General features: G+C 39.0%; 20 protein-coding genes. 10 read left to right on the top strand and 10 right to left on the bottom strand.

From position 1 onward, the window contains the following. Nucleotides 1–24: 24 nt before the first annotated feature. Nucleotides 25–1,119 carry a FecR family protein gene (locus ATS76_RS15880; RefSeq protein ID WP_058552853.1) on the bottom strand — a complete coding sequence of 365 codons (1,095 nt, stop codon included), beginning with the start codon at nt 1,117–1,119 and terminating at the stop codon, nt 25–27. After that, a complete protein-coding gene (locus tag ATS76_RS15875) occupies nt 1,112–1,684 on the bottom strand; it encodes an RNA polymerase sigma factor (protein ID WP_058552852.1) in 573 nt (190 codons plus the stop codon). Before ATS76_RS15875 ends, ATS76_RS15880 begins: the two co-directional genes overlap by 8 nt. A gap of 354 nt (nt 1,685–2,038) precedes the next feature. On the opposite strand from ATS76_RS15875, the gene ATS76_RS15870 reads away from it, so the two are divergent. The 5 genes from ATS76_RS15870 (at nt 2,039) to ATS76_RS15850 (ending at nt 9,205) form a co-directional block, all read left to right on the top strand. Continuing rightward, the gene (locus ATS76_RS15870; RefSeq protein ID WP_082664362.1) at nt 2,039–5,332 is read left to right on the top strand and encodes a TonB-dependent receptor; all 3,294 of its coding nucleotides are present in this window, start codon (nt 2,039–2,041) and stop codon (nt 5,330–5,332) included. 71 nt (nt 5,333–5,403) lie between these two features. Further along, nucleotides 5,404–6,960, top strand: coding sequence for a tryptophan halogenase family protein (locus ATS76_RS15865; RefSeq protein WP_058552851.1), 1,557 nt, complete (start codon nt 5,404–5,406; stop codon nt 6,958–6,960). A gap of 38 nt (nt 6,961–6,998) precedes the next feature. Further along, nucleotides 6,999–7,739: a SapC family protein gene (locus ATS76_RS15860; protein WP_058552850.1), complete on the top strand. Its 741-nt coding sequence runs from the start codon at nt 6,999–7,001 to the stop codon at nt 7,737–7,739. Then, nucleotides 7,732–8,451: a DUF6445 family protein gene (locus ATS76_RS15855; RefSeq protein ID WP_058552849.1), complete on the top strand. Its 720-nt coding sequence runs from the start codon at nt 7,732–7,734 to the stop codon at nt 8,449–8,451. The genes ATS76_RS15860 and ATS76_RS15855 overlap by 8 nt, the downstream gene beginning before the upstream one ends. Before the next feature lie 325 nt (nt 8,452–8,776). Then, nucleotides 8,777–9,205 (top strand): DUF6491 family protein, encoded by a 429-nt coding sequence (locus tag ATS76_RS15850; RefSeq protein ID WP_010557150.1) that lies wholly within the window; start codon nt 8,777–8,779, stop codon nt 9,203–9,205. A gap of 133 nt (nt 9,206–9,338) precedes the next feature. Here the strand turns inward: ATS76_RS15850 and ATS76_RS15845 are convergent, their stop codons facing one another. Then, nucleotides 9,339–9,833, bottom strand: coding sequence for a phosphatase domain-containing putative toxin (locus tag ATS76_RS15845; protein ID WP_058552848.1), 495 nt, complete (start codon nt 9,831–9,833; stop codon nt 9,339–9,341). 89 nt (nt 9,834–9,922) lie between these two features. Here ATS76_RS15845 and ATS76_RS15840 point away from each other — a divergent pair, with 89 nt between their 5' ends. Further along, nucleotides 9,923–12,145 carry an exonuclease domain-containing protein gene (locus ATS76_RS15840; RefSeq protein WP_058552847.1) on the top strand — a complete coding sequence of 741 codons (2,223 nt, stop codon included), beginning with the start codon at nt 9,923–9,925 and terminating at the stop codon, nt 12,143–12,145. A gap of 26 nt (nt 12,146–12,171) precedes the next feature. Here the strand turns inward: ATS76_RS15840 and ATS76_RS15835 are convergent, their stop codons facing one another. Continuing rightward, nucleotides 12,172–13,047 (bottom strand): DMT family transporter, encoded by an 876-nt coding sequence (locus tag ATS76_RS15835; protein ID WP_058552846.1) that lies wholly within the window; start codon nt 13,045–13,047, stop codon nt 12,172–12,174. Between the two features lie 103 nt (nt 13,048–13,150). Here ATS76_RS15835 and ATS76_RS15830 point away from each other — a divergent pair, with 103 nt between their 5' ends. After that, nucleotides 13,151–13,675, top strand: coding sequence for a sel1 repeat family protein (locus ATS76_RS15830; RefSeq protein ID WP_058552845.1), 525 nt, complete (start codon nt 13,151–13,153; stop codon nt 13,673–13,675). Nucleotides 13,676–13,677: 2 nt separating this feature from the next. On the opposite strand, the gene ATS76_RS19130 is transcribed toward ATS76_RS15830, so the two are convergent. From ATS76_RS19130 to dinG, 6 genes are read right to left on the bottom strand one after another with little or no spacing between them, the layout of a single operon-like run. Continuing rightward, nucleotides 13,678–13,830 (bottom strand): YbaM family protein, encoded by a 153-nt coding sequence (locus tag ATS76_RS19130; RefSeq protein ID WP_008129305.1) that lies wholly within the window; start codon nt 13,828–13,830, stop codon nt 13,678–13,680. Then, nucleotides 13,814–14,095: a late competence development ComFB family protein gene (locus ATS76_RS15825; protein ID WP_006793580.1), complete on the bottom strand. Its 282-nt coding sequence runs from the start codon at nt 14,093–14,095 to the stop codon at nt 13,814–13,816. Before ATS76_RS15825 ends, ATS76_RS19130 begins: the two co-directional genes overlap by 17 nt. A 51-nt stretch (nt 14,096–14,146) precedes the next feature. Further along, nucleotides 14,147–15,046, bottom strand: a complete 900-nt coding sequence (locus tag ATS76_RS15820) for a histone deacetylase family protein (protein WP_058552844.1) — start codon at nt 15,044–15,046, stop codon at nt 14,147–14,149. Between the two features lie 8 nt (nt 15,047–15,054). Then, complete coding sequence (locus ATS76_RS15815) at nt 15,055–15,663, bottom strand: primosomal replication protein (RefSeq protein ID WP_058552843.1); 609 nt, start codon at nt 15,661–15,663, stop codon at nt 15,055–15,057. 1 nt (nt 15,664) lies between these two features. Continuing rightward, nucleotides 15,665–16,441, bottom strand: a complete 777-nt coding sequence (locus tag ATS76_RS15810) for a TSUP family transporter (RefSeq protein WP_058552842.1) — start codon at nt 16,439–16,441, stop codon at nt 15,665–15,667. Then, a complete protein-coding gene (gene dinG / locus ATS76_RS15805) occupies nt 16,441–18,516 on the bottom strand; it encodes an ATP-dependent DNA helicase DinG (RefSeq protein WP_058552841.1) in 2,076 nt (691 codons plus the stop codon). Before dinG ends, ATS76_RS15810 begins: the two co-directional genes overlap by 1 nt. A gap of 60 nt (nt 18,517–18,576) precedes the next feature. Here dinG and ATS76_RS15800 point away from each other — a divergent pair, with 60 nt between their 5' ends. The 3 genes from ATS76_RS15800 (at nt 18,577) to ATS76_RS15790 (ending at nt 24,856) form a co-directional block, all read left to right on the top strand. Beyond that, nucleotides 18,577–20,937 (top strand): DNA polymerase II, encoded by a 2,361-nt coding sequence (locus tag ATS76_RS15800; protein ID WP_058552939.1) that lies wholly within the window; start codon nt 18,577–18,579, stop codon nt 20,935–20,937. A gap of 331 nt (nt 20,938–21,268) precedes the next feature. After that, nucleotides 21,269–23,863, top strand: coding sequence for a TonB-dependent receptor (locus tag ATS76_RS15795; protein ID WP_082664361.1), 2,595 nt, complete (start codon nt 21,269–21,271; stop codon nt 23,861–23,863). A 63-nt stretch (nt 23,864–23,926) separates the two neighbouring features. Then, entirely contained in the window at nt 23,927–24,856 is a 930-nt protein-coding gene (locus tag ATS76_RS15790) for a class I SAM-dependent methyltransferase (protein ID WP_058552839.1), read from the top strand. Nucleotides 24,857–24,918 lie beyond the last annotated feature (62 nt).

Here is a 24,918-nt window from a genome sequence, read left to right as displayed (position 1 = left end):
TAGTTATTATTATGGTGTACTTTGCTATATTGAAACGTGTGGTGTTGCGTATTTTAAACGAATTTTATTTGGGCTTACTCTTTCATAATCAATATTAAAATTATTGTTTAATACTTCCAACAGTCCTTTAATATCGCCCGTTTTAAACATCCCGGCTACTTGTACTGTTTTGAGACGGTCATCTTCTGAAAGCTCAAAATCTATATTTGTATAGCGGCTGATTTCAGCCATAGCTTCAGCAAGTGATTCACCTCTAAATATTAAGCTACCTTTGCGCCATGATAATCTAGCGGCTACATCCATAGCATCAACTTTTTCGACCGCTTTAGCGATTTTACCTTTGAAGCTTAAATCAAGTTTTTCTCCCTTTGACACCGAAGTTGAGCTAGTTGATAAGTATTGACCTTGCTTATTTGTTCCTTGGGAAAGATTGGGTAACGATTTGGCTTTTTGTTCTGCAACAAGGACTTTGCCATCTGTCACAATGAGTTCTATTTGTTTTTTACCCACCTCTACATTGAATGCGGTACCAACAGCTTGAATAACTTTATCACCCGCGATAACGCTTAAAGGGCGCATTTTATCGTGAGCTACATCTATATGAATTTCGCCACGCAGTAGATTTATTACGCGAGAGTGCTCGGTATACCTAACTTGAACAAAGCTATTAGTGTTTAAGGTAATTTTACTTTTGTCAGAAAGCAGTATGTCCTTACTTTCACCTACGTTGGTTTGAAAATTAAGTTGTTTCGCAACCACTGCTGACTGATTAACTGGGTAAAAAAATGAAAAGTTAAATGCTTCTTGAAAAAAGCTAAGTGCAACAGCTAATAAAATAGAGGCAGCTGTCGCACCTAACCACACTGGGAGACGTTTTTGTTTTACCGGTGTTTGTGGAAACAGATCTGACAAACGGCTGAGATCGTCCATCTTGTCCCACAGCTTTGCTACTTCAAGTAACACCTCTACATTTTTATAAGATTGTGCTAACCATTGTTTTAGCGCTTGTTCTTCGGGCTTAGTCAGCCCACGGTCAAGTTTAGCTAGCCATTCACTTGCCTTATCAAGGCGCGCATCGTCGCTAGTGTTTCGCTCGTTTATATGATGAATATTAGTCATTTCCACCTCCTGCATTTAGCTGCGAAGAAGTATTTGGTTGCCCATAAACACTTTTTGTAGATTGACGCATAAATTGCGTACAACGTTTCATGCCTGTTGCTATATGTTTTTCCACGGTACTTTCACGAAGGTTTAATTGAGCAGCAATCTCTCGCTGCGAATAACCATACACTTTTTTTAATACAAACACTTTACGGCACTGCACGGGTAAAAGCCGTATGGCTTCACAAAAATTAGAAAATTCACTATCGGTTAGTGCTTTTTCGTACATTTCGTCTTGCTGGTGCTCTGCTAAGAGTTGCTCTAACGCTTCCATGTTGTCGATCCCATCGACTAGGCGTATATTGGCTTGCTTTTGGTAATCGAGCGCTAAATTCCGCGCCGTTTTGTAAATAAAAGATTTTGGTGAGCTTATGTTTTCAGTGTTTTTAATCTGACAAATTCGCACATAAGTTTCTTGCACTATATCTTCAATTTCATGTGGTGGCACTATGCGTGCAACTACACTTGAGAGACTTTTGCGCGAGGCCAAATAGACCTTATAAAAAAGTGTGTCTTTCGTCATTTAGTGTGTGTCTCGTGTGTGTATTTACGGCAATTATTGTTATTTTATTTGCCAATACAAACTAAGACGAATGGTAAGAAAAAATCCGCCATTAAATTAAAAAATAAATCAGTATTTTATTTTTTAATTTAATGTTCACTGACCGTACGAGGCATAAAGCTTGTAATGTAAAGGCGAAGTGTACTACAGTTTTTGCCATTACAAATACCTTACTAGGTAATGACTATTCACTTTAAAAAATTTAACTTCTTAATTAATAAATAAAAAATTGTAATGTGGGCTGTATTTTTAATTGTTTAAAAATACTGTTAAAAGCGCAAACAATAAAAATAATAAAGGCATAAAAAATTTAGCATGGCTAGTCAAAAAAATAATTTATTAAATAAAAATAAAAAATATTTATGGAGGAAAATAAAAAGTCACTCGTCTTTGTTCTGTGTATGGCCAAAAACTATACACAAGGAATATGTGCATTTGCCGCTTTGTTTACCAATTTATGTACTGGTTTTTAGCTTACTCACCACCGAGGTAAAAGCGAGTACTGTAAACGATAAAGCAGTGTTTAATATTCCCAGACAAAGGGCCGATTTATCGCTAATAAATTTTGCCGAGCAAGCCGATATTACTTTGCTTTTTCCGCTGGATAAAATTCAGCAGTTACAAACAAATACTATTGCTGGCGAGTATTCAATAATAAACGCGTTACAGATTTTACTCGATGGCACAGGTTTGCGACCGCAAGTTAGCGAAGATGGGCAAATATCTATTTTAATAGACCCAAGTTTCGAGAGAAGTGACAACATGGCTAACTATAAAAAAAATGGCGTATCGAGTGCTGTACTAGCTGTACTAAGCACAATGGCAACGCTCCCTGCAATAGCAGAAACAGCAGCACAAGAACCAGAAATAATTGAAGTACGTGGAATTAGAGGCTCGCTTGGCCGAGCTATGGATGCCAAAAGAGAAGCGGGTGGCGTGGTTGACTCCATTTCAGCTGAAGATATTGGTAAATTTCCTGATACAAATTTAGCTGAGTCTTTACAGCGTATTACCGGGGTTTCAATAGACCGTTCAGGCGGTGAAGGGCAGCTCATTACAGTACGTGGTTTTGGCCCTCAGTTTAATACAGTGCTTGTAAATGGACGCCAAATGGCCTCTGAAAATCAAAGCCGTGCGTTTAGTTTTGATACCATTGCATCAGAGCTGGTTAAAAGCTTAGACGTATTTAAAACCTCAACGGCCACAAAGCAGTCAGGCGGTATTGGTTCAACAGTTAATGTAAATACAGCGCGACCATTTGCAATTAGCGGTTTTAAAGTTGCGGGCAGTGTTAAAGGTATTTACGATGAAAATAGTGAAGAAACTACACCTGAGATATCTGGGTTAATCAGCAATACATTTAATGATGACACACTGGGTGTGTTATTTGCTGTTTCTCGCCAAGAGCGCGAAACACGCTTAAACCAGGCGCAGGTAGATGGCTGGTTAGAAAATGTAGGCGTCCCAAACCCGCAAACTCAAAGCGGGCAAGCATATACCGGTAATATTTTTTCGCCGCGTAACTACGATCATAAAGTTACTACAGAAACACGTACACGTACTAATGCAAATTTAGTTATACAGTATGCACCTTCAGATGATTTAGTCATAACAGCTGATGGGCTTTATTCTGATTTTGATGTAGAAGCAGACACCACGTCATACGGGCATTGGTTTACGGCGCCAAACCTAGAAGGCTTTGATGGTGCTGCAGGGCCAACTGTAGATGAAAATGGCACAGTGGTTGATTTATATCAAGAGGTAGGCCTTGCTACCGATATGCACGCTAAAAAGTTTGATCGCTTAACAAGCTCTAGCGCACTAGGCTTAAACTTTGATTGGCATGTAAACGATAACTTAAATATGAAGTTTGATTTGAGCCACTCAAAAGCCGAGCGTGAGGCTAATAACGGCGGTGGCGATCAGTTATCGTTGATTGGCTATGCTAACCGAGTTCGATTTGAAGTGGATGGCGGTATACTGCCTTACGCAAGTGAGTTTGCCTCTGCTAATCCTAATATTTATAGCGGTCAACAAGAACTTGACGGTGTTGCTTATAATCCTTCGGTTGCACCTGATGGCGTATCAAATCATTTAGATACCGCCAATAGTCGAGCACACGTAATGCTACGTCGTGGTTGGGCTGTAGAAGATACTGTGGATCAGTTTCGTTGGGATAGCATTTGGCATAATGATGGCAGCTCAGGCCTAGTTTCGGTCAAATTTGGTGCTATGTATTCAACTGAAACTAAAAACCTAGATCGTTGGGATAACGAAGGTGTTGGTATTCACTGTACTTTTTGTGGTTACCCGGATGACCCAAGCATGGATGGCTTAGCACAATTTGTATTTGATGCAGGTGATGACTTTTTAGGCGATGTAAGCGGCAGCGGTCGTATGCCAACGTCATGGCTTGCACACGATGGCGAGGCAAACTTTGCGTACCTTGAGCAAATAGCTGCGGCGAATGGTCAGCCTATTAGTTTTGATGCAGTTAAACGTAATAAGTCGTTTGAGATAACTGAAGATACGTTCTCGTTTTATACTGAGTTTGATTTTGAAGCTGAACTTGCAGGCATGCCTTTATACGCAACAGCGGGCTTTAGATACGAAAGCACTGATGTAAAAGTAAAGGGCACAGATGAGCCGGTTAGTGCATTAACCATTTTAGATAAAACAGAAATGCTTGCTAACTTTGGCGCTGTAGAAAATATTTCAGCAAGTTCAGATTACGAAGCGATTTTACCTAACTTTAGTGTAAAGCTTGAAATAAGCGATGAGCTAATAGCACGTGCCGCTGTATCGCAAACAATTACACGGCCAACACTCGATAGTATGTCGCCTGTAACAGTCATTGAAACAACTCGCCAAGGCGGCAATTTAACATCGAGTTCTGGTAACCCAGCGCTTGAGCCATTTACCTCTGATAATTTAGATTTATCATTAGAGTGGTATTACGCGGATGCTAGTTATTTATCTGCGGGTTACTTTAGAAAAAACGTTGCTAACTTCATTATTAATACGACCGAAGACTTAACTTTTGAGTTGTCTGGTGGCGGATTGTTAACTGACCCATCTACAGGTAACGATGTAGACAACCCTGATGCTGGCGACTCAACGGCTGTATTTACTAATACATTGCCCAATAATAGCGAATCGGCGATTGTTGATGGCTGGGAAGTCGCCTTACAACATAGTTTTGATAGTGGCTTTGGCTTTATGGTTAATGCAACATTTGTAGACAGCGATGCAGAGTTAGACTCTGCCGATATAACTCAAGTTTTTGCATTAACAGGCTTAAGCGACTCTTATAATGTGGTTGGCTTTTATGAGAATGGCCCATTTCAAGCGCGTTTAGCTTATAACTGGCGCGATAGCTTTGTACAGTCACTAACACAGCTAAATGGCGATGGTGTAACTATTGTAGAAGATTACGCACAACTTGATGCTAGCGGCAGCTATGACATTACCGAAAATGTATCGGTATTTTTTGAAGGTATTAACTTAACCGAAGAATACGTGCACAAGCGTGGTCGTTTTTCTAATCAATTATTGTTGGTTGAAGATAGCGGACGACGTTTTGCGTTAGGTATTCGCGGTAGTTTTTAACTTTAATTAATAAAGTGGCTTTTACAATTTGTAATAGCCACTTTTTCAATATGCCTTTATAGGTAACAAGTATGAACCAGCAAAATAAAAAAATAAAAACAGTGGTTGTCGTTGGTGGAGGTATAGCGGGCTGGCTAACAGCCGGACGATTAGCGGCGCACCATAAAAGTAATACCCCAGATGGCCTTAATGTTGTGCTCGTTGAGTCTCCAAATGTACCAATTATAGGTGTTGGCGAAGGCACTTGGCCTACCATGCGCAGTACATTAATAGCACTCGGTATTAGCGAAACTGATTTTATACGCGAGTGTGAAGCAAGCTTTAAGCAAGGGGCAAAATTCGCCAAATGGGTGGATGGCTCCGATGATGATTTTTACTATCACCCATTAGTTTTGCCACAGGGCTTTTCAAAAACTGATATGGCTGGCCACTGGTTAAATAACACCGCTGAGTCAACGTCTTTTTCAAGTGCAGTGTGTTACCAAGAAGCTATTTGTGAGCAAGGGCTTGCTCCTAAAACAATTCGCACCCCAGAATACGCAGCTATAGCCAATTATGCCTACCATTTAGACTCTGCAAAATTTGCCGTTTTTTTACAAAAGCATTGTACACAACAGCTTGGCGTTAAACATTTTTTAGCTGATGTAACACAGGTTAATAGTGCTAAAAATGGCGATATTGCAAGTGTTACCACAAATCAACAAGGTGAAATTAGCGGTGATTTATTTGTCGATTGTACCGGTTTTTCATCATTGTTATTAGGCGAGCATTACAAGGTTCCTTTTAAGCCGTGTGATGATGTGCTGTTTATCGATACCGCCTTAGCAGTGCAAGTTCCTTATGAGAATGATGATGAGAGCATTGCGTCTCACACAATTTCAACAGCGCAAGAAGCAGGTTGGATATGGGATATAGGGTTACAGCATCGCCGTGGGGTAGGTTATGTGTATTCGAGTAAATACAGTAGCGAAGCTCAAGCTCGAGAAAAGCTTAAAGCGTATGTAGGCGATAAAATAGAGTCGTTAACAGTTAGAAAAATCCCTATTAAAAGTGGCCATCGCTCACACTTTTGGCAAAATAACTGTGTTGCGGTTGGGCTTTCGGCTGGTTTTTTAGAGCCACTTGAAGCTTCTGCATTGGTATTAGTAGAAATGTCAGCACAAATGATCAGCGAACAGCTCCCCCATACCCGAGATATTATGGATATTACCGCCAAACGCTTTAACGAGACGTTTACCTATAGATGGGAAAAAATAATCGACTTTTTAAAACTGCATTATATTTTATCGAACCGTGACGATAACGCATTTTGGCGCGACAACAGAGACCCAAAAACAATTCCTCAAAGCTTACAAGATCTAATGAAGTTATGGCAATACCGCGCTCCTGCTGATCACGACTTTACAAGTAATAATGAGGTGTTTCCAGCGGCGAGTTATCAATATGTTTTATACGGTATGGGCTTTAAAAGTGATTACAGCACAACTGCCTATATGCTTAAAGACACTGTTTTTGCTAAAAGTCAGTTTGATAAAAATAAGAGCATGATAAACCAAGCAGTCACTAACTTACCTAGTAACCGAGAGCTGCTTAATAAAATTAAGCTCCATGGTTTTAGTGCTATTTAGCTTAAAAATTTACACATAAAAACAATAAAGAGACACGCATGGAAAATTTAGTCGCATTAGAGCAAAGTGCTCATCAGCATATAAAAATAGATACACAAAAAGCACAATCATACGCTAAAAATCTTAATATGATCCCCGTAGTTATGGCGGAGCTTAGCCAAATTGCCGTTCAGCAGCCTATAGTTTTTGCAAAAAACTCAGAAACAGGGGAGTTTACACTCAATGCTTTATTAGGCTTTGAGCAACATGAGAACTTGTTTTATCAGCAATCGCAGTGGCTGGGCGTATATTTACCGCTTCAGTTACAGCGTCAGCCATTTTTTGTTGGTGATACGCATGCCCAGCAAACGCAATACCCTGTGTGTATTAATTTGAATAGCCCTGCAGTAGTTGATAACTCTGGGCAAAGCGAAAATAATTTAGAACCAATTTATACCCAAAGCGCTGAAGAAAGTGGCTATTTTAAACAAATAAAGCAGTGTTTAGGGCATTTATTGCAAGGCGAAATAGACAATAAAAAGCTAATTGATACCTTGTTAAAGTATGAACTACTACAGCCATTATCGCTTGAAGTAACGTTTGAAAATAACCAAAAAACAAAGTTAAACGGCCTATACACTATTCATCAAGACAAACTCGCACAACTTAATAGTGAGCAAATTACGCTTTTACATCAAAGTGCTTTATTACCTGCCATTTATACAGTAGTAACCTCACTCGGCCAGATATACCCATTAATAGAGCGTAAAAATGCGGTGCTTAATTTAGCAGATGATTGATTTTACACTTAACAAAAATAAGGCATTACAGGTACACACTGTAGGGGAGGAAAAAACCCCAATTATTGTTATTGATGATTTTGTAAATAATGTAGATGCACTTATTAATTTTGCTGTGTTTTCTCAAAATGCGAGGGAAACATTTTGCACACTAGAAAGTGACTTTTACCCAGGAGTAAGAAAAGCAGCACCGCTTAGTTATATAGAGCAGTTAAAAGCACTGGCTCCAATTATTAATTCACACTTTGATATGGCAGATAAAAACGAGTTTGATGTAATACTTTCTGCCTTTTCAATTGCATGTACTGAGCCTGATGAACTCAGGCCAATACAGATGCTTCCCCATTTTGACACGCCCAATATGAACCAACTCGCTATGGTGCATTTTTTATGTGATGAAACACATGGGGGTACTTCATTTTATAAACATAAAGCCCTAGGGTATGAACGCATAACAAAAGAGCGACTTATCCCTTATAGGCAAGCTATAAAGCAACAAGCCATGGCGCAAAAGCTTCATAAAAATCCACATTACATAAATGGCAGCACAGTTTTGTTTGAGCAAGTTTACAGTGTAGAGGCAAAGCTAAATCGGGTTGTGATATACCCAAGTAACTTATTGCATTCCGGTAATATAAACGCGTCTAATGGTTATGCCTGTGACCCAGTTAATGGGCGTTTAACTATCAGTAGCTTTGTGGTTCTGTGCTGACTATTAATGTGTTGTTTGCAGCGGCTAGACGCTAATTGATATGATTATAAATTGATTTTTATAAATGATTTTTAGAATTCATATATCTTAAAGTTATAAAAGGGGATTTATTGCCACCTCTTTTATGAAATAAAACACTTTAAATTTACCTAAAATGTTAACAAAAAGATGACAAAGATAAAATAATATTCTATTGTAAAGTTGACTGTATATTTTTTGTTCTTCTTAGGGTGGGTGTAAAAATTAAGCTCTACTAAGTTGTATGTTTTCGCAATAAATATACATTTGTAATCTACCTAATTATTTTAATTTATAGGGATAATTTATGAAAAACATTTTAGTTATTACATTAGCAGCAACAGTGCTTTTAGGCTGTTCAGCAACAAGCAATATTTCACTGAAAGAAAAAGACCAAGCATATGCAAAGTACTTGTCTGAAGAAAACTTAGCAGGTGAAGATAAAATCAATAGCTTTAGGTTTAAAGGTTGGAAACCACTTTCTGATAAATTTTTAATTATTTCAGCGGCACATAAAAAAGATTATTTGATTGAAACCCAGGGCACTTGCCATGACCTAAATGAATCTCATGGAATTGAGTTAAACCGCTTTTCTAATTTTGTTATACATAAGGAAGGGGATTCAATTTCTACCATTGAACAACCTACAAAAAAATGTTTTATAAAATCGATTTACCCACTTACTGCTGGCCAAACAGAGCATTTAGAAAGTATTGGAAATCCTATCCAAAGTTGAATTTAATAACAACAATAATAGTTGGTCTTTTAGGGCCAACTATTAATTAAGAAACGTTTGATACACACATTTTTTAGTTCTAGATTTAAAATAAAAAAGCGCACGCCAAGTTAAGGTTACGCCTCGTAAATACCTAAATCATAAACTCATCAAAGTACTCTTTTTGTAATTCTATAGTCAGTGCTTTAGGGCGAATGCCTTGTACTAGGCTGTATACTTCGTCTTTTGTGTAACCTGCTGAATTTAAAATAAGCGCAGCCACCAACCCTGTGCGGCCAGTGCCGCCTTTGCAATGTATGGCAATGGTTTGTTTGTGTTGAATGGCCTGTAATATGTCGGTTTTGTGGGTGTTCCAGCTTGATATAAAAGGCTGTTTGGGTGCTTCGTCGTCATTTATAGGTAAATGAAACCACGTTATATCGTGCTTATTGCACTCACTATTAATGGTTTCTACGTTGTTTTTCTCAAGCTCCTTTTGCGGCATAAGCGAAAGCAGCATGTGAGTTTTAGCCGCCTTTAATGTGGCAATTGAATCCGCTAGGTTTTGTGTTTTTGTGCCAGGGCAGGGCGTAAAAATAATATTTGCGCCGTTATTGAGTGATAAAACATCGTACGGGTGCGCGCTCATGGTAAGTCCTTTATTTTTAATGAATGTGCTTTTATACGCTCACTATAGCGTGTTTTAGTTACAAGTTTAAGATTGAATAATAAGCACAAATGCTAGATACTGTTTTTATATACAGTTGTGGCGATGTTATGAAAAAAGAATTACCAGCAAAATACTATTTAGCGCATTTTAGAGAGCTTATTGAGTTTGTAACAAGTAAATGTATGCATTTACTTGAGCCTAAACATAGTGAATTTATTTGTAAAATTAACCAGCTAGATGAGCAAAGCCAATGCATGTTGGCACGCGTGTATTCGCGCAAGCCTTATTTAGTGCAGGCACAATCGCTCAATTATGAAGAAATAACCTCGCCGCATCAGGCTATTTATACCCTAAAAACAGTGGGTATTTTATATGAGCCAAACGCGCAGCATTACACGCTTCTTATAGCGCATTTAACTAAGCCCATGCTGGTGGAGTTACTAAGTAATTACAGTGAGCAAATAAGCTTTAAAAAAAGCGCAGCTAAAGGAGAGTTGGTCACTATTGCGTGCCAATTTTTTAGTGAACGCGCAGATGATCTTGCCCCTTTATACAGCCAGTATGTCATTAATAACCGCGAAGATTATTACGAGTATTTTGAGTTTTTATTTGCAGGACGCTTAAGTAGTGGCGATGTAAATCATCAAAACCGCTTTGTTATGCGCGATTTAGGGTTAACCGCTACCCGCGAAGGGCACAGCGAGAGCTTGTCGCGCTTTAATACATTGGCTGAGGCGCAATCTAATTATGTTTTAAATCGTTACCGTTTAGCGTTTAAAAACATTGGCAAAACGGGTGGTAATGCAAAAGCTGAAACCTTAGATGACAAAACACCTTACACCGAGCTTGCGCATTTAGTATTAGCGCAACCGGCGCACGGTGCACAAGCGCACGATATTAAAAACAAACTGCTGGTTAGGCTGTATAAACAACTTAAAAATACCGATAGCGAACTTGCATTTAGCTTACTTGAAGGGTGCACCGATTACGCTGAAGCCCATGAAATTCAAATAAGAGAGCAATACCGTTTAGGTAATAAAGAGTGGGTAAAAGCGCAGCTAGAACAAATAATAGAAAACCCGCTCACCGACGATTTACTGTACTTTGCTGACGACTTTTTAATGCGTAAGTTTAATAAACAAACGCGTTCGCGCTTAAGCACCATGCTGGCCGACACCCAATGTGTACTGGAAATTGACGAAATTTACCGAGGCGATGTAGAGCAAGGCGTAAATGAGCATTACACCGCAAAAGGGTTAACGGTTTTTAATACGGAAAACTCCTTATGGCAAAGCTTATTTGGTTTAGTATTTTGGCACGAGTTGTTTGTGGAGTCGCCATACCCGCCGTGTAATGAATTTGATATTTACCCGCAAGTTTTGCAGCTTGGTAATTTTTATGAAGCACAAAGCAAGCAAATTAACGCACGTTTAAAAAGCTGTAGCACTAATCAGGCGTTGCTTAATTTGGTATGTAAACATGCCGTGCAGTATTTTGAGCAGCCCAATGGTTTATTTAGATGGCGCAGCAATTTATTAGAGCCACTAGAGGCACTTATTTTAAACAGCCCGCTTGAGGCGTTAATTGCGCACTTAACGGCCATGAGCAAACAGTATTTGCAGCTAAAAGATGGCTACCCCGATTTAATGGTCATTAATAATGGGCAAGTACATTTTGAAGAGGTAAAAGCCCCGGGCGATAAACTTAGGCGCAACCAACTTACCACTATTGATAATTTAAAAAATGTAGGCTTTACGGTACATATTGCCGCAGTTAAATGGTTTGTAGATCCAAACCGTGTTTACAGTGTGGTTGATATAGAAACTACCGGCGGCTTAAAAGGCGGTAACCGTATTACCGAAATTGGCATAGTTAAAGTACAGCACGGTAAAGTAATAGATACCTGGACGACTCTTATTAACCCGCAGCGCCATATACCCGGCTTTATTACTAAGCTAACCGGCATAAGCGATAACATGGTTTACAACGCACCTTTATTTGCCGAGATAGCACAGCCACTATTAGATAAACTCGCAGGCAGTATTTTTGTCGCCCATAACGTAAACTTTGATTACGGCTTTATTAAAAAAGAGTGCGAGGGTGCAGGGCACTTTTTTAAAATGCCAAAAATGTGCACCGTGGTTGAATCGCGCAAAGCATTTAAAGGGTTAAAGTCGTATTCGCTTGGTAACCTTAGTGCGCATTTTAATTTAAATTTAACCAGCCATCACCGCGCATTGGCCGATGCAACCGCCACTGCCGAGCTGTTATTGCTGATACAGGAATGCTAGCTAACCATCAAAGCACTTAGCTTGTTTTAGCTAAGTGCTTTTTTTCGCGGTAAAAATCCAGTAACCAGCATAGTGCCCACAATAACAAATAAAGCGCCTAGTAACGTGTTTGGCCCAATTTGCTCATCTAAAATTAAATGTCCCCAAAAAATGCCAAATAGCGGAATTAAAAACGTGACCGTTAAAGCTGAGGTTGGGCCTATATCTTCAATAAGTTTAAAAAATAAAATATAAGCAAGCGCTGTACACACTACGCCAAGGGCTAAAACGCCAAGCATAACGTTGGTGGTTGGTACTTCACGCATTGGCATAAAAAGTATAAGGGGCAGTACCATAAAACTTGCTGCCCACATTGAGCCGTGTGCGTTATCGAACGGTGCAAGCTTTGGCGCATTTTTTGTGTAATGGGATGCAATGGCATAACAAAATGAAGCGCTTAGCGCTGCAACAATAGCAATAAGTGACTGAGTATTTAGTATAAGATGGTTTTGCCCAACTAAAATTGCCACACCTACTAAACCCAACAGCAAGCCTAAAACCATACTCTTAGTTGGCTTGGTTTTACTCCAGATAATACCCACAACTGCGCCCCAAATAGGCGTTGTAGAATTTAAAATAGATAACGTAGATGCGCTGATAGTTTGCGCGGCATAAGCAAAAAGTAAAAAAGGCAGGGCGGAGTTAAGAGCGCCAATTATAAAAAAGTGCTTTTTGTGTTTAGTAAACGCCAAGCGACGTTTTAAATACAGCGCAACTATAAATAGTGTGAGTGCCGCAAAGCCTACTCTGAATTCTATTAAGACTGCGGGCCCTAAACTAGTGGCGGCCATGCGCATAAATAAAAATGACGCGCCCCAAATTGCAGCCAGAAAAAATAATCGAAGTAAACTTGCTAAGCTCATGATAATATTTTAATTATACGAATAGAGTTATAGAATAACAGGCTTTACGAAGAGTGTAAGCCAGATTCGGTACTCGCATATTAAAAATAATAAAGGACTAGTTATGGTTAGGTATTTACTGGCTACAGCAATTTTGGCTGTGAGTTTATTAAGTGGGTGTGGGTCGACCCCAGTTAATTTATACAGCGATAATACAATGAAGAAAAAAGAATACAACGGTATTAAAGCCTATAAAAATGGGCTGTACGAGCAAGCTTTTAATGATTTAAAAGAGCCTGCAGCACTTGGGTATAAAAGCGCACAATACACCCTAGCGTTTATGTTTTTAAAAGGTCAATATTTGGATCAATCAACCAAACTTGGCATGGGGTGGTTAGGTGTAGCTGCAGAAGCTGGCGTTGAAAATTGGTCACATCAATATGATACTTTCTATGCCGCTGCAACATTAGAAGAGAAGCAGCAAATAGATGCAATTGTTGCGCTCTACATTAAGCAGTTTGGTGTTAAAGCTCAAAACATGACTTGCCGAAGGTCAACATCAGCTAGAAGAACATTTGGCGAAATTAAAATTGATTGCACTAAACGTGACGGAGCGGTCACTGTGTATGAAGTAGACACAGTTGAATAAAGCTAGTTGTTAACTAGCTTCTTTTCAAAGTCACTTTTCACTATATCGAGCGCTTTTAATACTTCTTCAGGCTCTACGTTGTGTTGCTCCAGTATCATAATTAAATCAACAGCGAGTTTAATATGCGTTGGCGCTTCCTCAAGAGGGTTGGTCATTTAAATTTTTCTTTTTAGATATTTGACTAATAGCCACATCAATAGCGGTTTGAACTCGTTCTTCCATATGTATGCGTTCAGCTTGTGGTAGATAAAAGGCCATATCTACGTCGTAACGAATATAACGAGGTGGCAGTTGGTTTAACACTGTACAGCAAAAGTCAGCCATAACGTCGTCATCATATTTTTCGTCGAGTTTTCGTTTTATGATTTCTTCAACAACAATTTTTTCGTAATAGTTATGTATATCGTCGTGTAATCGCATGTTCCTACCGCTTTGTTATGTTCCATTTAAGTAAGTTTATACTAAGGATTGTTATAAATCGATAGCCGCTTTAAATAGTTGTTTATGGACGTTGATTAAGCTGTCTAAATTACGCTGGTAACCGCCGCCTAAAGCACACATAAGCGGAATGTTATGCTGCTTACAAAAATTAAGTACAAAGTAATCTCGTTCATAAACGCCTGTTAGAGATACATTTAATAAACCTAACTCGTCCTTCGTGTAAATATCTGCCCCCGCGTTGTATAAAATAATGTCTGGTTGATGAATGCTTACACACAGCACGAGCGCGTGTTGTAATGTGCCCAGATACTCATCGTCGCCAGATTTAGCGGGTAAAGAAAAGTCGTAATCAGATTGCTGCTTTAAACGCGGAAAGTTTTGCTCGCAATGAATTGAGCAAGTAATAATGTTTTTATGGCTTTGCTGGTTAATAATGTGCGCTGTTCCATCGCCTTGATGCACATCGCAGTCAAAAATTAGCACCGTTTTGGCTTTATGGGTGTTTAATAGGTGCGCGGCTGCAATGGCTAAATCGTTAAATATACAAAAGCCACTGCCGTAGTCACTATAGGCATGATGGTAACCACCACTTAAATTACAGGTTAGACCGCTTTTTAAAGCCTCTTCTGCTGCTTGAATACTTCCACCTATAGACAGCAATGTACGCTCAACTAATTGAGCCGAATAAGGAAAGCCCATCTTTTTTATCGCTTTATCAGATAAGTTACCAATTAAAAAATCATTTATATATTGCGTGCTGTGGCATAAGGCCAATTGCGAGGGGCTTGCCTTGGTGGGCTGCATGAATGCGGTTGGTAAAAAGCCTAAGTATTCTATTTCGGTTTTAAGACGCTGATATTTTTGAATTGGAAAACGGTGCTTTTCGGGCAAAGGTAAATTTGAATAAAGAGGGTGGTAGTATAGCTGCATGGAAAGCCCTAACGGAGTTGCTGTTTTTCTACTTGTTGTATTTTATCTTCAGTGGCTGAAATGGCTTTTCGGCATCGACCCAAGCGTGCGTGAGTACTTAATATTTCAAGGTTAAGCTTTTGGGCTTTTGCTGGCGATGCTTTTTCCATTTGCATTTTTCGTTCTTCTATCATCAGCATTAAGCGGCGTTCAAATTCGTGGTTTTGTTTTAACTCATTGTAAAGTTCATGAGAAGACTGCATCACTTTTTTTACTGCTTGCTTATAAACAGCTTGTTTTGGACGAGGTTTAAAGCGGCTTTTATTCTCTTTTTCCCAAATTGGCGTTGATTTAATAACATTAAACACGGCCTGAACTTGCGATGAAATACGCTCTAACGCATAGGTGTATGCATGGCGGTGATCGCTTGGTGGTAAGCTTGCTACTTCTTCTTCTATTTCGTTAACGTAATCAACTAAGCTCATACTTTTAGTTTGAAATACAGCACGATCAAATAGGCTAGGCTGTGCTTGCATATAACGATTTTTAGCAAATAATTTAGCTCTATCAAATTGCTCAGCTTGTTGCTTAAGCGAAGTCACTTGTTGTCGTAGCTTGTCTAATGCATTTACTTGCATGTTAAAAGTAAGCCTCGTAAATGAGTTTTAATGCTAAAAGTATAACCATGGTATTAAAAACAGGGCGAATAAATTTACTGCCAAATCTAATTGCCGAGTGGGCACCAAACCATGCACCTAACATAATAAAAAAGCCCATTGTAATACCCAATAAAAAGTTTACATGCCCTAAAGCAACAAAGGTAATGAGCGATATAAAGTTAGATACAAAGTTCATAGAACGGGCTAAACCACAGTTTAGAAGCAAGTTCATTTTATATAGCATGCCGTTAGACGCAGTCCAAAATGTGCCAGTACCTGGGCCGGCTAACCCATCAAAAAAACCAAGAGTTAAGCCTTGTAGCCACTGCTTTACTTTCATGGCTTTGTTGAGCTTTGGCAGTTGGTCACCTTGTGTAGTGCTTAAATTACCAAATAGGCTATAACAGGCAACAATAATAATAATAATTGGCAATAGCTTATTTAAAAAGTCGATACTTAAATAATCAACAATAACCGTACCAAGTAGCGCACCAATTGCGGTTGCTATAATTGATGCTAACCAAAATTTGGGGCTAAAAAGGTTTTTTTTGTAATATGTAAAGCTTGCTGTTAACGAGCCAAAGCTTGCTGCTAGCTTATTAGTACCTAATGTTAGGTGCGGTGGTAAACCGGCCGTAAGTAATGCGGGCACGGTTAACATGCCTCCGCCACCGGCAATTGCATCTATAAAGCCTGCTGCCAATGCAACAGCACATAAAATTGCCCAAGTTGTCGGGTCGAGTGCGAGTTCAAACATTAATAGTCTATTTGTCTTTTAAATGGTGGTAGGGTGTCGAGCATGGCTTTACCGTAGCGTTTAGTTACTAAACGCCTATCAAGAATAGTAATACAGCCTTCGTCACTCTCTTTTCGCAGCAGTCTACCACAGCTTTGTACCAATTTCTTAGCAGCATCCGGGACTGTAATTGTTAAAAACGGATTACCGCCTTTGCTTTGCACAAATTCTGCTTGCGCTTCTTCTATTGGAGAGGTAGGTACAGCAAAAGGGATTTTAGTGATAATTAAATTTTCTAAATATTTCCCTGGTAAATCAAGACCTTCTGAAAGGCTTTGCGTACCAAATAAAATACTTCCCTTACCTGCATCTATATTTTGGCTGTGTTTTTTAAGCAAGGCTTCCCTCGACATCTCACCTTGTACTAATAAGTTAAAACCTTTTGTTCTAAGAAACTTTGCTACATGGTCCATTTGCCAGTACGAGGCAAACAAGACTAAGTTTGCCTTTTTAGTGCTTAAATATTCTGGCAAAGTGGTAGCTAAGTGATCGCTAAAGTCTTTATCGGTAGGTTCAACTTTAGACACAGGGATGCGTAATGTTGCCTGTTTTGGGTAATCAAAGGGCGAGGGAACCTTTATAAATTTAACGCCTTCCTCTTTTGCTAAACCGCTTTCGTAAGCAAAGTGGTCAAACGAACCAAGTGCACTTAATGTGGCAGAACATAAAACAGCGCCGGCGCACTCATTCCAAAGTTTGTCTTTTAGGTAGTAGCCAACTTCAATGGGGCAGTCGCTTAAAAGGTGGTCGTGATGGCTTTTATACTCAAGGCGCTTTATCCAACGTGCATGGGGGATGCCTTCTCCTTTGTTAGCATAACTAAACCACAACTTATTGAGTTGTTCTAAACGGTTAATGTAGTGACCGCTTTCAGCAAGAATTGGATCGGCAACGTATGGTTTTATATCACCGTCGCTCACATCTTGCGTAAGAGTGTCGTGCATTTTGTTTAAGCAACGCAGTGCATCTTGTGTTGCTTCGCTTATATCTTTTGCTTTGCTGTGTAGCGACTTGGGTATTTCACCATGTTCAAAACGGTATGTGTCGTCTTTTGAATATTCAAAGTCAGCGTTATCTAGAATATCTCTCACTACTTTTAGGTCTTTATTTGCATCGTTTATACTGTCACACAGTTTAAAGTTTTGACCTATGGCTCTTTGTCCTACTAGCACTTTTGCCATTTTACCACTGAATTTTGTAAGCTTATCCAGCCACTCTATTGTGCCTTTAATGGTGGCTGCGGCTGATGAAAAATCGCGTGTTATATGGGCTAAATGGTGTGCTTCGTCTATTACATAAATAGTGTTGTCGGGTTCAGGTAAAATTTTACCACCGCCTAAGTCTAAATCAGCTAAAAGCAAAGAGTGATTAATAACCAGCACGTCCATTTGCATGAGTTGCTGGCGGGCTAGTTGAAATGGGCAGGTTAAATGCGCTTTCATTTGGCGCTGACATGCATGCTTGTCGCAAGCAATTAAATTCCAAACTCTGTCGGGAATAGTATCTGCCCAGCTATCTCTATCGCCTTGCCATTTTTTATTAACGTAAGCATCGTATAGCCCTTGCAGGCATTTGCTCTCCATATCACTTAATGGAGAGGTTAGTGTTGGCATAAAATCCATTTGAGTTTGGCTATCGCCATTTACTGCATTGTGGAGTTTATGTGCGCAAATATAGCGGTGGCGCCCTTTGACTAAATCAAATTTAAAGTCGAGCCCAGAGTGTGTTTTAAAAAAAGGCAGCTCTTTTGCAATTAATTGCTCTTGCAGTGCCACGGTAGCGGTTGAAATAACCAGCTTCTTTTTTTGTGCCAGTGCTAAAGGCAAAGCACCTAAACAATATGCAAGTGATTTACCGGTACCAGTGCCAGCTTCAATGACACAAATGCGCTGTTTTTTGTGATACTCGCCAGCCAATGTTTTTGCGATTTCTGCAACAAGGTAATTTTGACTGCTGCGCGGCCTATAATCATTCAGGTTTTTAGCCACATGCTGGTGCACTTGCCTAATAGTTTTTTTTAGAGAGTCAGAAAGCATGGAATGATTTGCCTAAAGTATGTATATAATTACAGTGTGTATATTAAGTGGGATCGTGCATTGACACAAGCAATCTATCAGGGCTTTATTTTATCAAGGCAACAATACTCGTCTAAGAATGGTCAGGGGATCACACTGTGCTACTGGCTGGTATCCGATCATGGTCCAATCAAAGTTGTTATTGAAAATCAGCAAGCTGTGTTTTTTATTCCAAAAGAACAGCAGCAATATGCCCAGCAGCTACTAGACAACGCAAACATTATTGTTGATTTTAAATCAATTGAAATGTGTCACTTTAGTGGTGCTGCTTGTGTTGCTTGTTATTTTAATAATACCAGCAGTATTTATAAGGCTCGAACATTATTCGAAAACACTATAACCGTTTACGAAGCTGACATTCGCCACAGCGATCGCTTTTTAATGGAACGCTTTATTAAAGGGGGGGTTTGGGTTACTGGAGATGTTAGTCAAAAAAACGGTTTTTTGCTTATACAAAATGCCAAGTTAAAAGCGAATACAGATTACACACCCAAACTTAAATCGCTGTCATTAGACATTGAATGCGATGGGGAAGGGGTGTTGTTTTCAATTGGACTTGTTGGTAATGACCTTGATTGCGTTTTAATGATTGGCGAGCCATGCAATCATAGTGAGCAAATCAACATTGATTGGTGCTTAGATGAACTTGAGTTACTTACAAAGTTACATACCTATTTAAATAGTAATGATCCCGACGTTATTATTGGGTGGAATGTAATAGAGTTTGATTTTACCGTACTTAACACCCGTGCCGAAGCGCTTGGAATCCCACTTAAATTGGGCAGGGATAACCAATCAATCAATATCAATACGGGGCATTATACTCGCCTTACGTTACCAGGGCGGTGCGTTGTTGATGGAATTGATACCTTAAAAAATGCGACTTACCACTTTGATAATTATTCTTTAGGTAATATTGCTGAAAAAGTATTAGGTGAAGCTAAATTAATACAATCAGACAATCGGTTAGGCGAAATTATCCGTCAATTTAATGAAGATAAACTGACTTTAGCGGCTTATAACCGTCAAGATTGTATTTTAGTTAATCGTATTTTCACTAAATTAAACTTATATGAATTTGCTATTGTTCGCACACAGCTAACAGGCCTTGAGCTTGAGCGGATGGGCGGCTCTGTAGCTGCTTTTACTAATTTGTATTTACCCTTGCTGCACCGCAGTGGTTATGTGGCCCCTAATTTAGGCGACCATGGTTTGTCTTTTGACAGCCCAGGTGGTTACGTGATGGACTCATTGCCTGGGCTTTATAAAAATATTCTGGTTTTAGATTTCAAAAGTTTATATCCCTCTATTATGCGCACTTTTTGTATTGATCCTCTGGGGTTAATAAAAGGTTTAAATGCGCCAAGTGATGCAATACAAGGTTTTAATGATGCAATGTTTTCTCGCACTGAGCACCATTTACCAAAACTAGTAGAGTACCTAACTAAAACCCGGCAAAACGCAAAAGACACCCATCAACCAATGCTCTCGCAAGCAATAAAAATAATTATGAACAGCCTATATGGTGTGCTTGGGTCGAAGGGGTGTCGATTTTATGATCCTAGATTATCAAGCTCTATTACATTGCGGGGCCATGAAATTATGCAAACTACGCGTAAATGGATGGAAGAGCTTGGGTACAGCGTTATTTATGGTGATACGGATTCTATTTTTGTAAAAGTGGACGACAATTTAACTGCCATGTGTTGCCATAAAATTGGTAATGAATTAATGGCCCATATCAACCATAAATGGGATCGATATATAGCAACGCATTTTAATTTAAAAAGCTATTTAGAGATTGAATTTGAAACCCACTACAGCCCCTTTTTTATGCCTACTATTCGGGATAAAAAAACGGGTTCTAAAAAGCGTTACGTCGGTAAAACAACAATAGATGGTGAATCTAAAATAGTTTTCAAAGGAATGGAAACTGTTAGAAGCGACTGGACGGAATTTGCCCAAGAGTTACAAAAAGAGCTGTTTGAAGCTTTATTTGATTCACACTTTGAAATTGCTCAACTTCACGAAATAGTAAAAGACTATACCAAACGATTGTATAGCGGAGAGTTTGACCAAAAGCTTGTTTACAAAAAGCGCCTTGGTCGACATTTAAACGATTACGAAAAAAATATCCCCCCTCATGTACAAGCTGTAAAAAAGTACAAGGCAGAACATCCTGACTTTGAAGTTAGACGCGGGCAAATTATAGAGTACGTTTATGCAATTAAAAGCGCGGAAATAAGTACAGGAAAAAATACACTCAATTACCAATTATATCAACAGAGACAGCTGGTTCCGATATCGGCAGCAATATTTGATGCTTTAGCAATAGATGATAAAAAAAACGATCGGGGGCAACTTTTACTGCCTGATTTTTGAGCTTTTTGCTCAATAAATTTACGCTAAACGACAAAACCAGCAAAAGTTAACATTTTAATTAGAAGTAAAAAAAGCAACATACTGTTAATGCATTTAATTTAATTTGTATATTTTTTTGTTTTTTAACAGTGTGTTAGATTTAATTTTTTTTTGGTGAAATTAACGTTTAGCTATTTTTAGTAATTAATTATTAACGCAACGTTAATTCCTTGTTGACCTTGCTCTTTCACTAGTATTATCATTGAAGGCACAGTCATTGGGGTACTTGATACGTTTTGTACCGCTAGACTGAAAAAATTATAATTAATAAATGTATTCCTGGGAGAATCAAATGTTAAATAACAAAGTTTCAAAAGCAGTTCGCTTAGCGATCGCTTTTGGCGCAGCATCTACAGCTGCATTTTCAGCAAGTTCTTTTGCTGCAGAAGAAGATTCTGCAGAAAAAGTTGAGCGTATTGAAGTAACTGGTTCACGTATCAAACGTGTTGACATGGCTGGTGATTTACCAGTAACAGTTATCGACCGTACTGCAATCGAGCTAAGTGGTGAAACTTCAGTAGCTGATTTATTACGTAACACTACATTTAACAGTCTGGGTTCGTTCCGTCCGCAGTCTGGTAGCTCTGCTCAAGGTGCTACTACAGTAAGCTTACGTGGTTTAGGTTCTGATCGTTCTTTAGTTTTAGTTGATGGTCGTCGTTTACCTAAGTCAACTCTTACTGGTTCAAGTCAAGATTTGAACTCAATCCCTATGGCCGCAGTTGAGCGTGTTGAAATCCTTACAGATGGTGCTTCTGCACTTTACGGTTCAGATGCTATCGGTGGTGTAATCAACGTAATTTTACGTAAAGATTTCAATGGTGCAGAAGTTACTTTAGGTTCTGGCCGTATTGAACATGAAGGCGGCGACCGTGAAAATGGTTCTGTACTTTTCGGTGCTTCTTCAGACAACTCTCGCGTACTTGCTGGTGCATCTTGGAGCGGTCGTGACATTGTTTACGCTCGTGACTTCCCATGGTACAGCCCAGGTGGTTCAGTTTATTCAAATAACTTCACAACATTCACAACTACAGATGGTGTAAGATCAAGTAACTTTGATTTCTTCTCTCCTGAAGCGACATGTGAAGGCGTAGGTAACGAAAACTTTTACCGTATTGGCGCACGTTGTGGTTTTAACTTCGCAGCAGTATCTGCTGATGAAGCGTCAATCAAAAACCGCTCAGCTTTCGTTAAAGCTTCATACGATGTGAACGATGACTGGAGCATTTACACAGACATCAACATCGCACAAACTAAGTCATTCGGTCGCTATGCTCCAGGCTTAGACACAACAGCTTACGACGAATCACCTGATACAGTATTTATCAGTGCAGATAGCCCTAATAACCCAACTAACCCTAACAGCCCAATCTACGATGCTTCTTTAGGAATGGAACAGCAAGGTCTAGATTTCTGGCATCGTTTTGCAGCATTAGGTAACCGTGATAATAACCTTTCTACAGAACTTAAAGACATCGGTTTTGGCGCTAAAGGTATGATTGGTGACGTTTCTGTTGAAACAGGTGTTCGTAAAACTATCAACGAAAGCCACAACGTAGGTACAGGTTACATCCTTCGTAGTATTGCTCGTCAATACATCAACGACGGTACTTACATGCTAAATGACCCGTTCGGTGCATCTGAAGAAGTTAGAGGCGCAATGACGGTAACTACTTCACGTACTGGTAAGTTTAACCAAGAAGAGTTTTACGCAAATGCTGCGTTTGACATCATGGAAACTGACGCTGGTGCAATTCAAGGCTTCGTAGGTTTCGAATACCGTTCAGAAGATTATGCTGACGTGTACGATTCACTTTCTGCAGCAGGTCAAGTAGGTGGTTCTTCAGGTAGCAGTGCTGGTGGCGGACGTTCAGTTCGTGGTTTATTCTTTGAAACATTAGTTCCAGTAACAGAAGAATTTGAGCTTAACTTTGCAGGTCGTTACGATGATTACTCTGACTATGGTTCAGATTTCTCACCTAAAGTATCAGCACGTTACAACCCAATTGATGACTTAGTACTTCGTGCATCATGGGGTAAAGGTTTCCGCGCTCCTTCATTACCAGACTTAACTCAACAGCCTTCTGAATCAGCTGATTCAGTTTCTGATGAAGCTACATGTTTGGCAATTGGTGAAGCTGCAAATTGTTCTTCGCAAATCAACGCTACAGTTATTGCTAACCCTGACCTAGGTTCAGAGCAATCTGACCAATACTCACTTGGTGTTGTTTACCAAGTGACAGATGCTATTTCTGTAGAACTTGATTACTACAACATTGAAATTACCAACCGAATCCGTGCGTTCTCTGCTCAATCTATCATTGATGCACGTTTACGTGGTGACTCTGTGCCAGCTGCATTCACTGTATCTCGTTCACCAAACGGTGCGATTACTAGCCTTGTTCGTGGTTTTGGTAACGATGGTAGTTTAGAAACTTCAGGTATCGATTTCAAAGCTAATTCAATGTTTGAATTTGGTGATGCTGGTACTTTAAGAACTAACTTCAACCTATCTCACATTGTAGATTACAGCACAGATGGTGGTCGTAACTTCGTTGATGATCCAGGTGTACCGCAAATGCGTTTAAACCTGTCTAATGTTTACTCTATTTCTGATTTTGACTTCACTTGGAATCTAAACCTTATTGATAGCCAGTGTGAAGACATTACTGCAGATGGTGAGTGTGAAGGTCACATTCCTTCATGGGTAACTCATGACTTACAAGTAGCGTACAACACACCTTGGAACGGTAAAGTGAGCTTCGGTGCACAAAATGCATTCGGTAAACAGCCACCACTTTTCGCTTCTGGCGGTCGTGACTACAACTTCGATCTTTACTCAGGTTTTGGTCGCACAATGTACTTAAACTTTAAACAGTCTTTCTAAGTTTTTAGTTTAGATATTATAAAGAGTGACTCTTGAGTCACTCTTTTTTTTGGAGAAAATAAAATGCACTGGGATCATTACTGGGACCTTACTAAAGCTTTATCTAGTTTTGGAGATGCAAATACAGCCCTAGGTTACCCAGAAGAAGTGTTAAAGTTTTGGGGTGAAATTGTATTAGAAAAAGGAGAAGACGCTGTTTACCTTGATTTAGCAACCGGTAAGGGAGCTTTAGCAATTTGGCTACAATGCCTTCTAGAAAGAAAAAACTTATCTGGCTCGGTGTATGGCTGCGACTTAGCAAACATTGATGAGTTAAAAATTGCCAGTGATGTTGACGAAATAAATAGTGCTATCAGTAAAGTTAAGTTCCAGTTTAATACTTCAGTAGAAGATTTACCTTATCCAAATGAATACTTTGATATATTAGTCAGCCAATTCGGTTTTGAATATTCAAATTGGGCACATTCTTTAAATGAGGCATGTAGAGTACTTAAGAATGATGGTGAAATCATATTAATGATGCATCACCCTGATTCGGCAATTACGAACGACTGTAAAAGCGGTTTGAAAGTACTTAATTGGATGTTAGAAAACAGCATATTAAATGAACTTGAAAACTTAGTAACTTTGAAGCTTCAAGGTAATATTGAGTTATTTCAGACACGAAATAAAGAAGCGATACAAAAAATTCAGAGCTTAAATATATCCAATGATGAAGAAAAATTCTGGTTTGCAGATATAATGTCTAAAGTATCAAAGATAATGCTGAATATTGACCAAACGAGTAAAGCAAAATTGAGTGGGTTACAGAACGCTCTAAAACAACAGGTTGAAAGGTTATCAGATCAAACTTCTGTTGCATTCAGTAAAGATGAAATTTACGAAAAATTTAAAGCTGCAAAGCTTAAAAATATGGAAATGTCTATTGCGGCATTCAATGTAAATAATGAGTTGTTTTGTTGGCAAATAAAAATTTGTCCAGAGAAAATGTAGCTGTAATTTAGTATTTAGTTAACAGTTTATATCAATTTTGTTTTTAATAAACTTGAGCATAT

This window comes from Pseudoalteromonas sp. 10-33 (assembly GCF_001469195.1).
Classification (GTDB): Bacteria; Pseudomonadota; Gammaproteobacteria; order Enterobacterales; family Alteromonadaceae; genus Pseudoalteromonas.
Note: the sequence above shows the minus strand (reverse complement) of the source record. Positions and strands in the feature narration are given on the sequence as shown.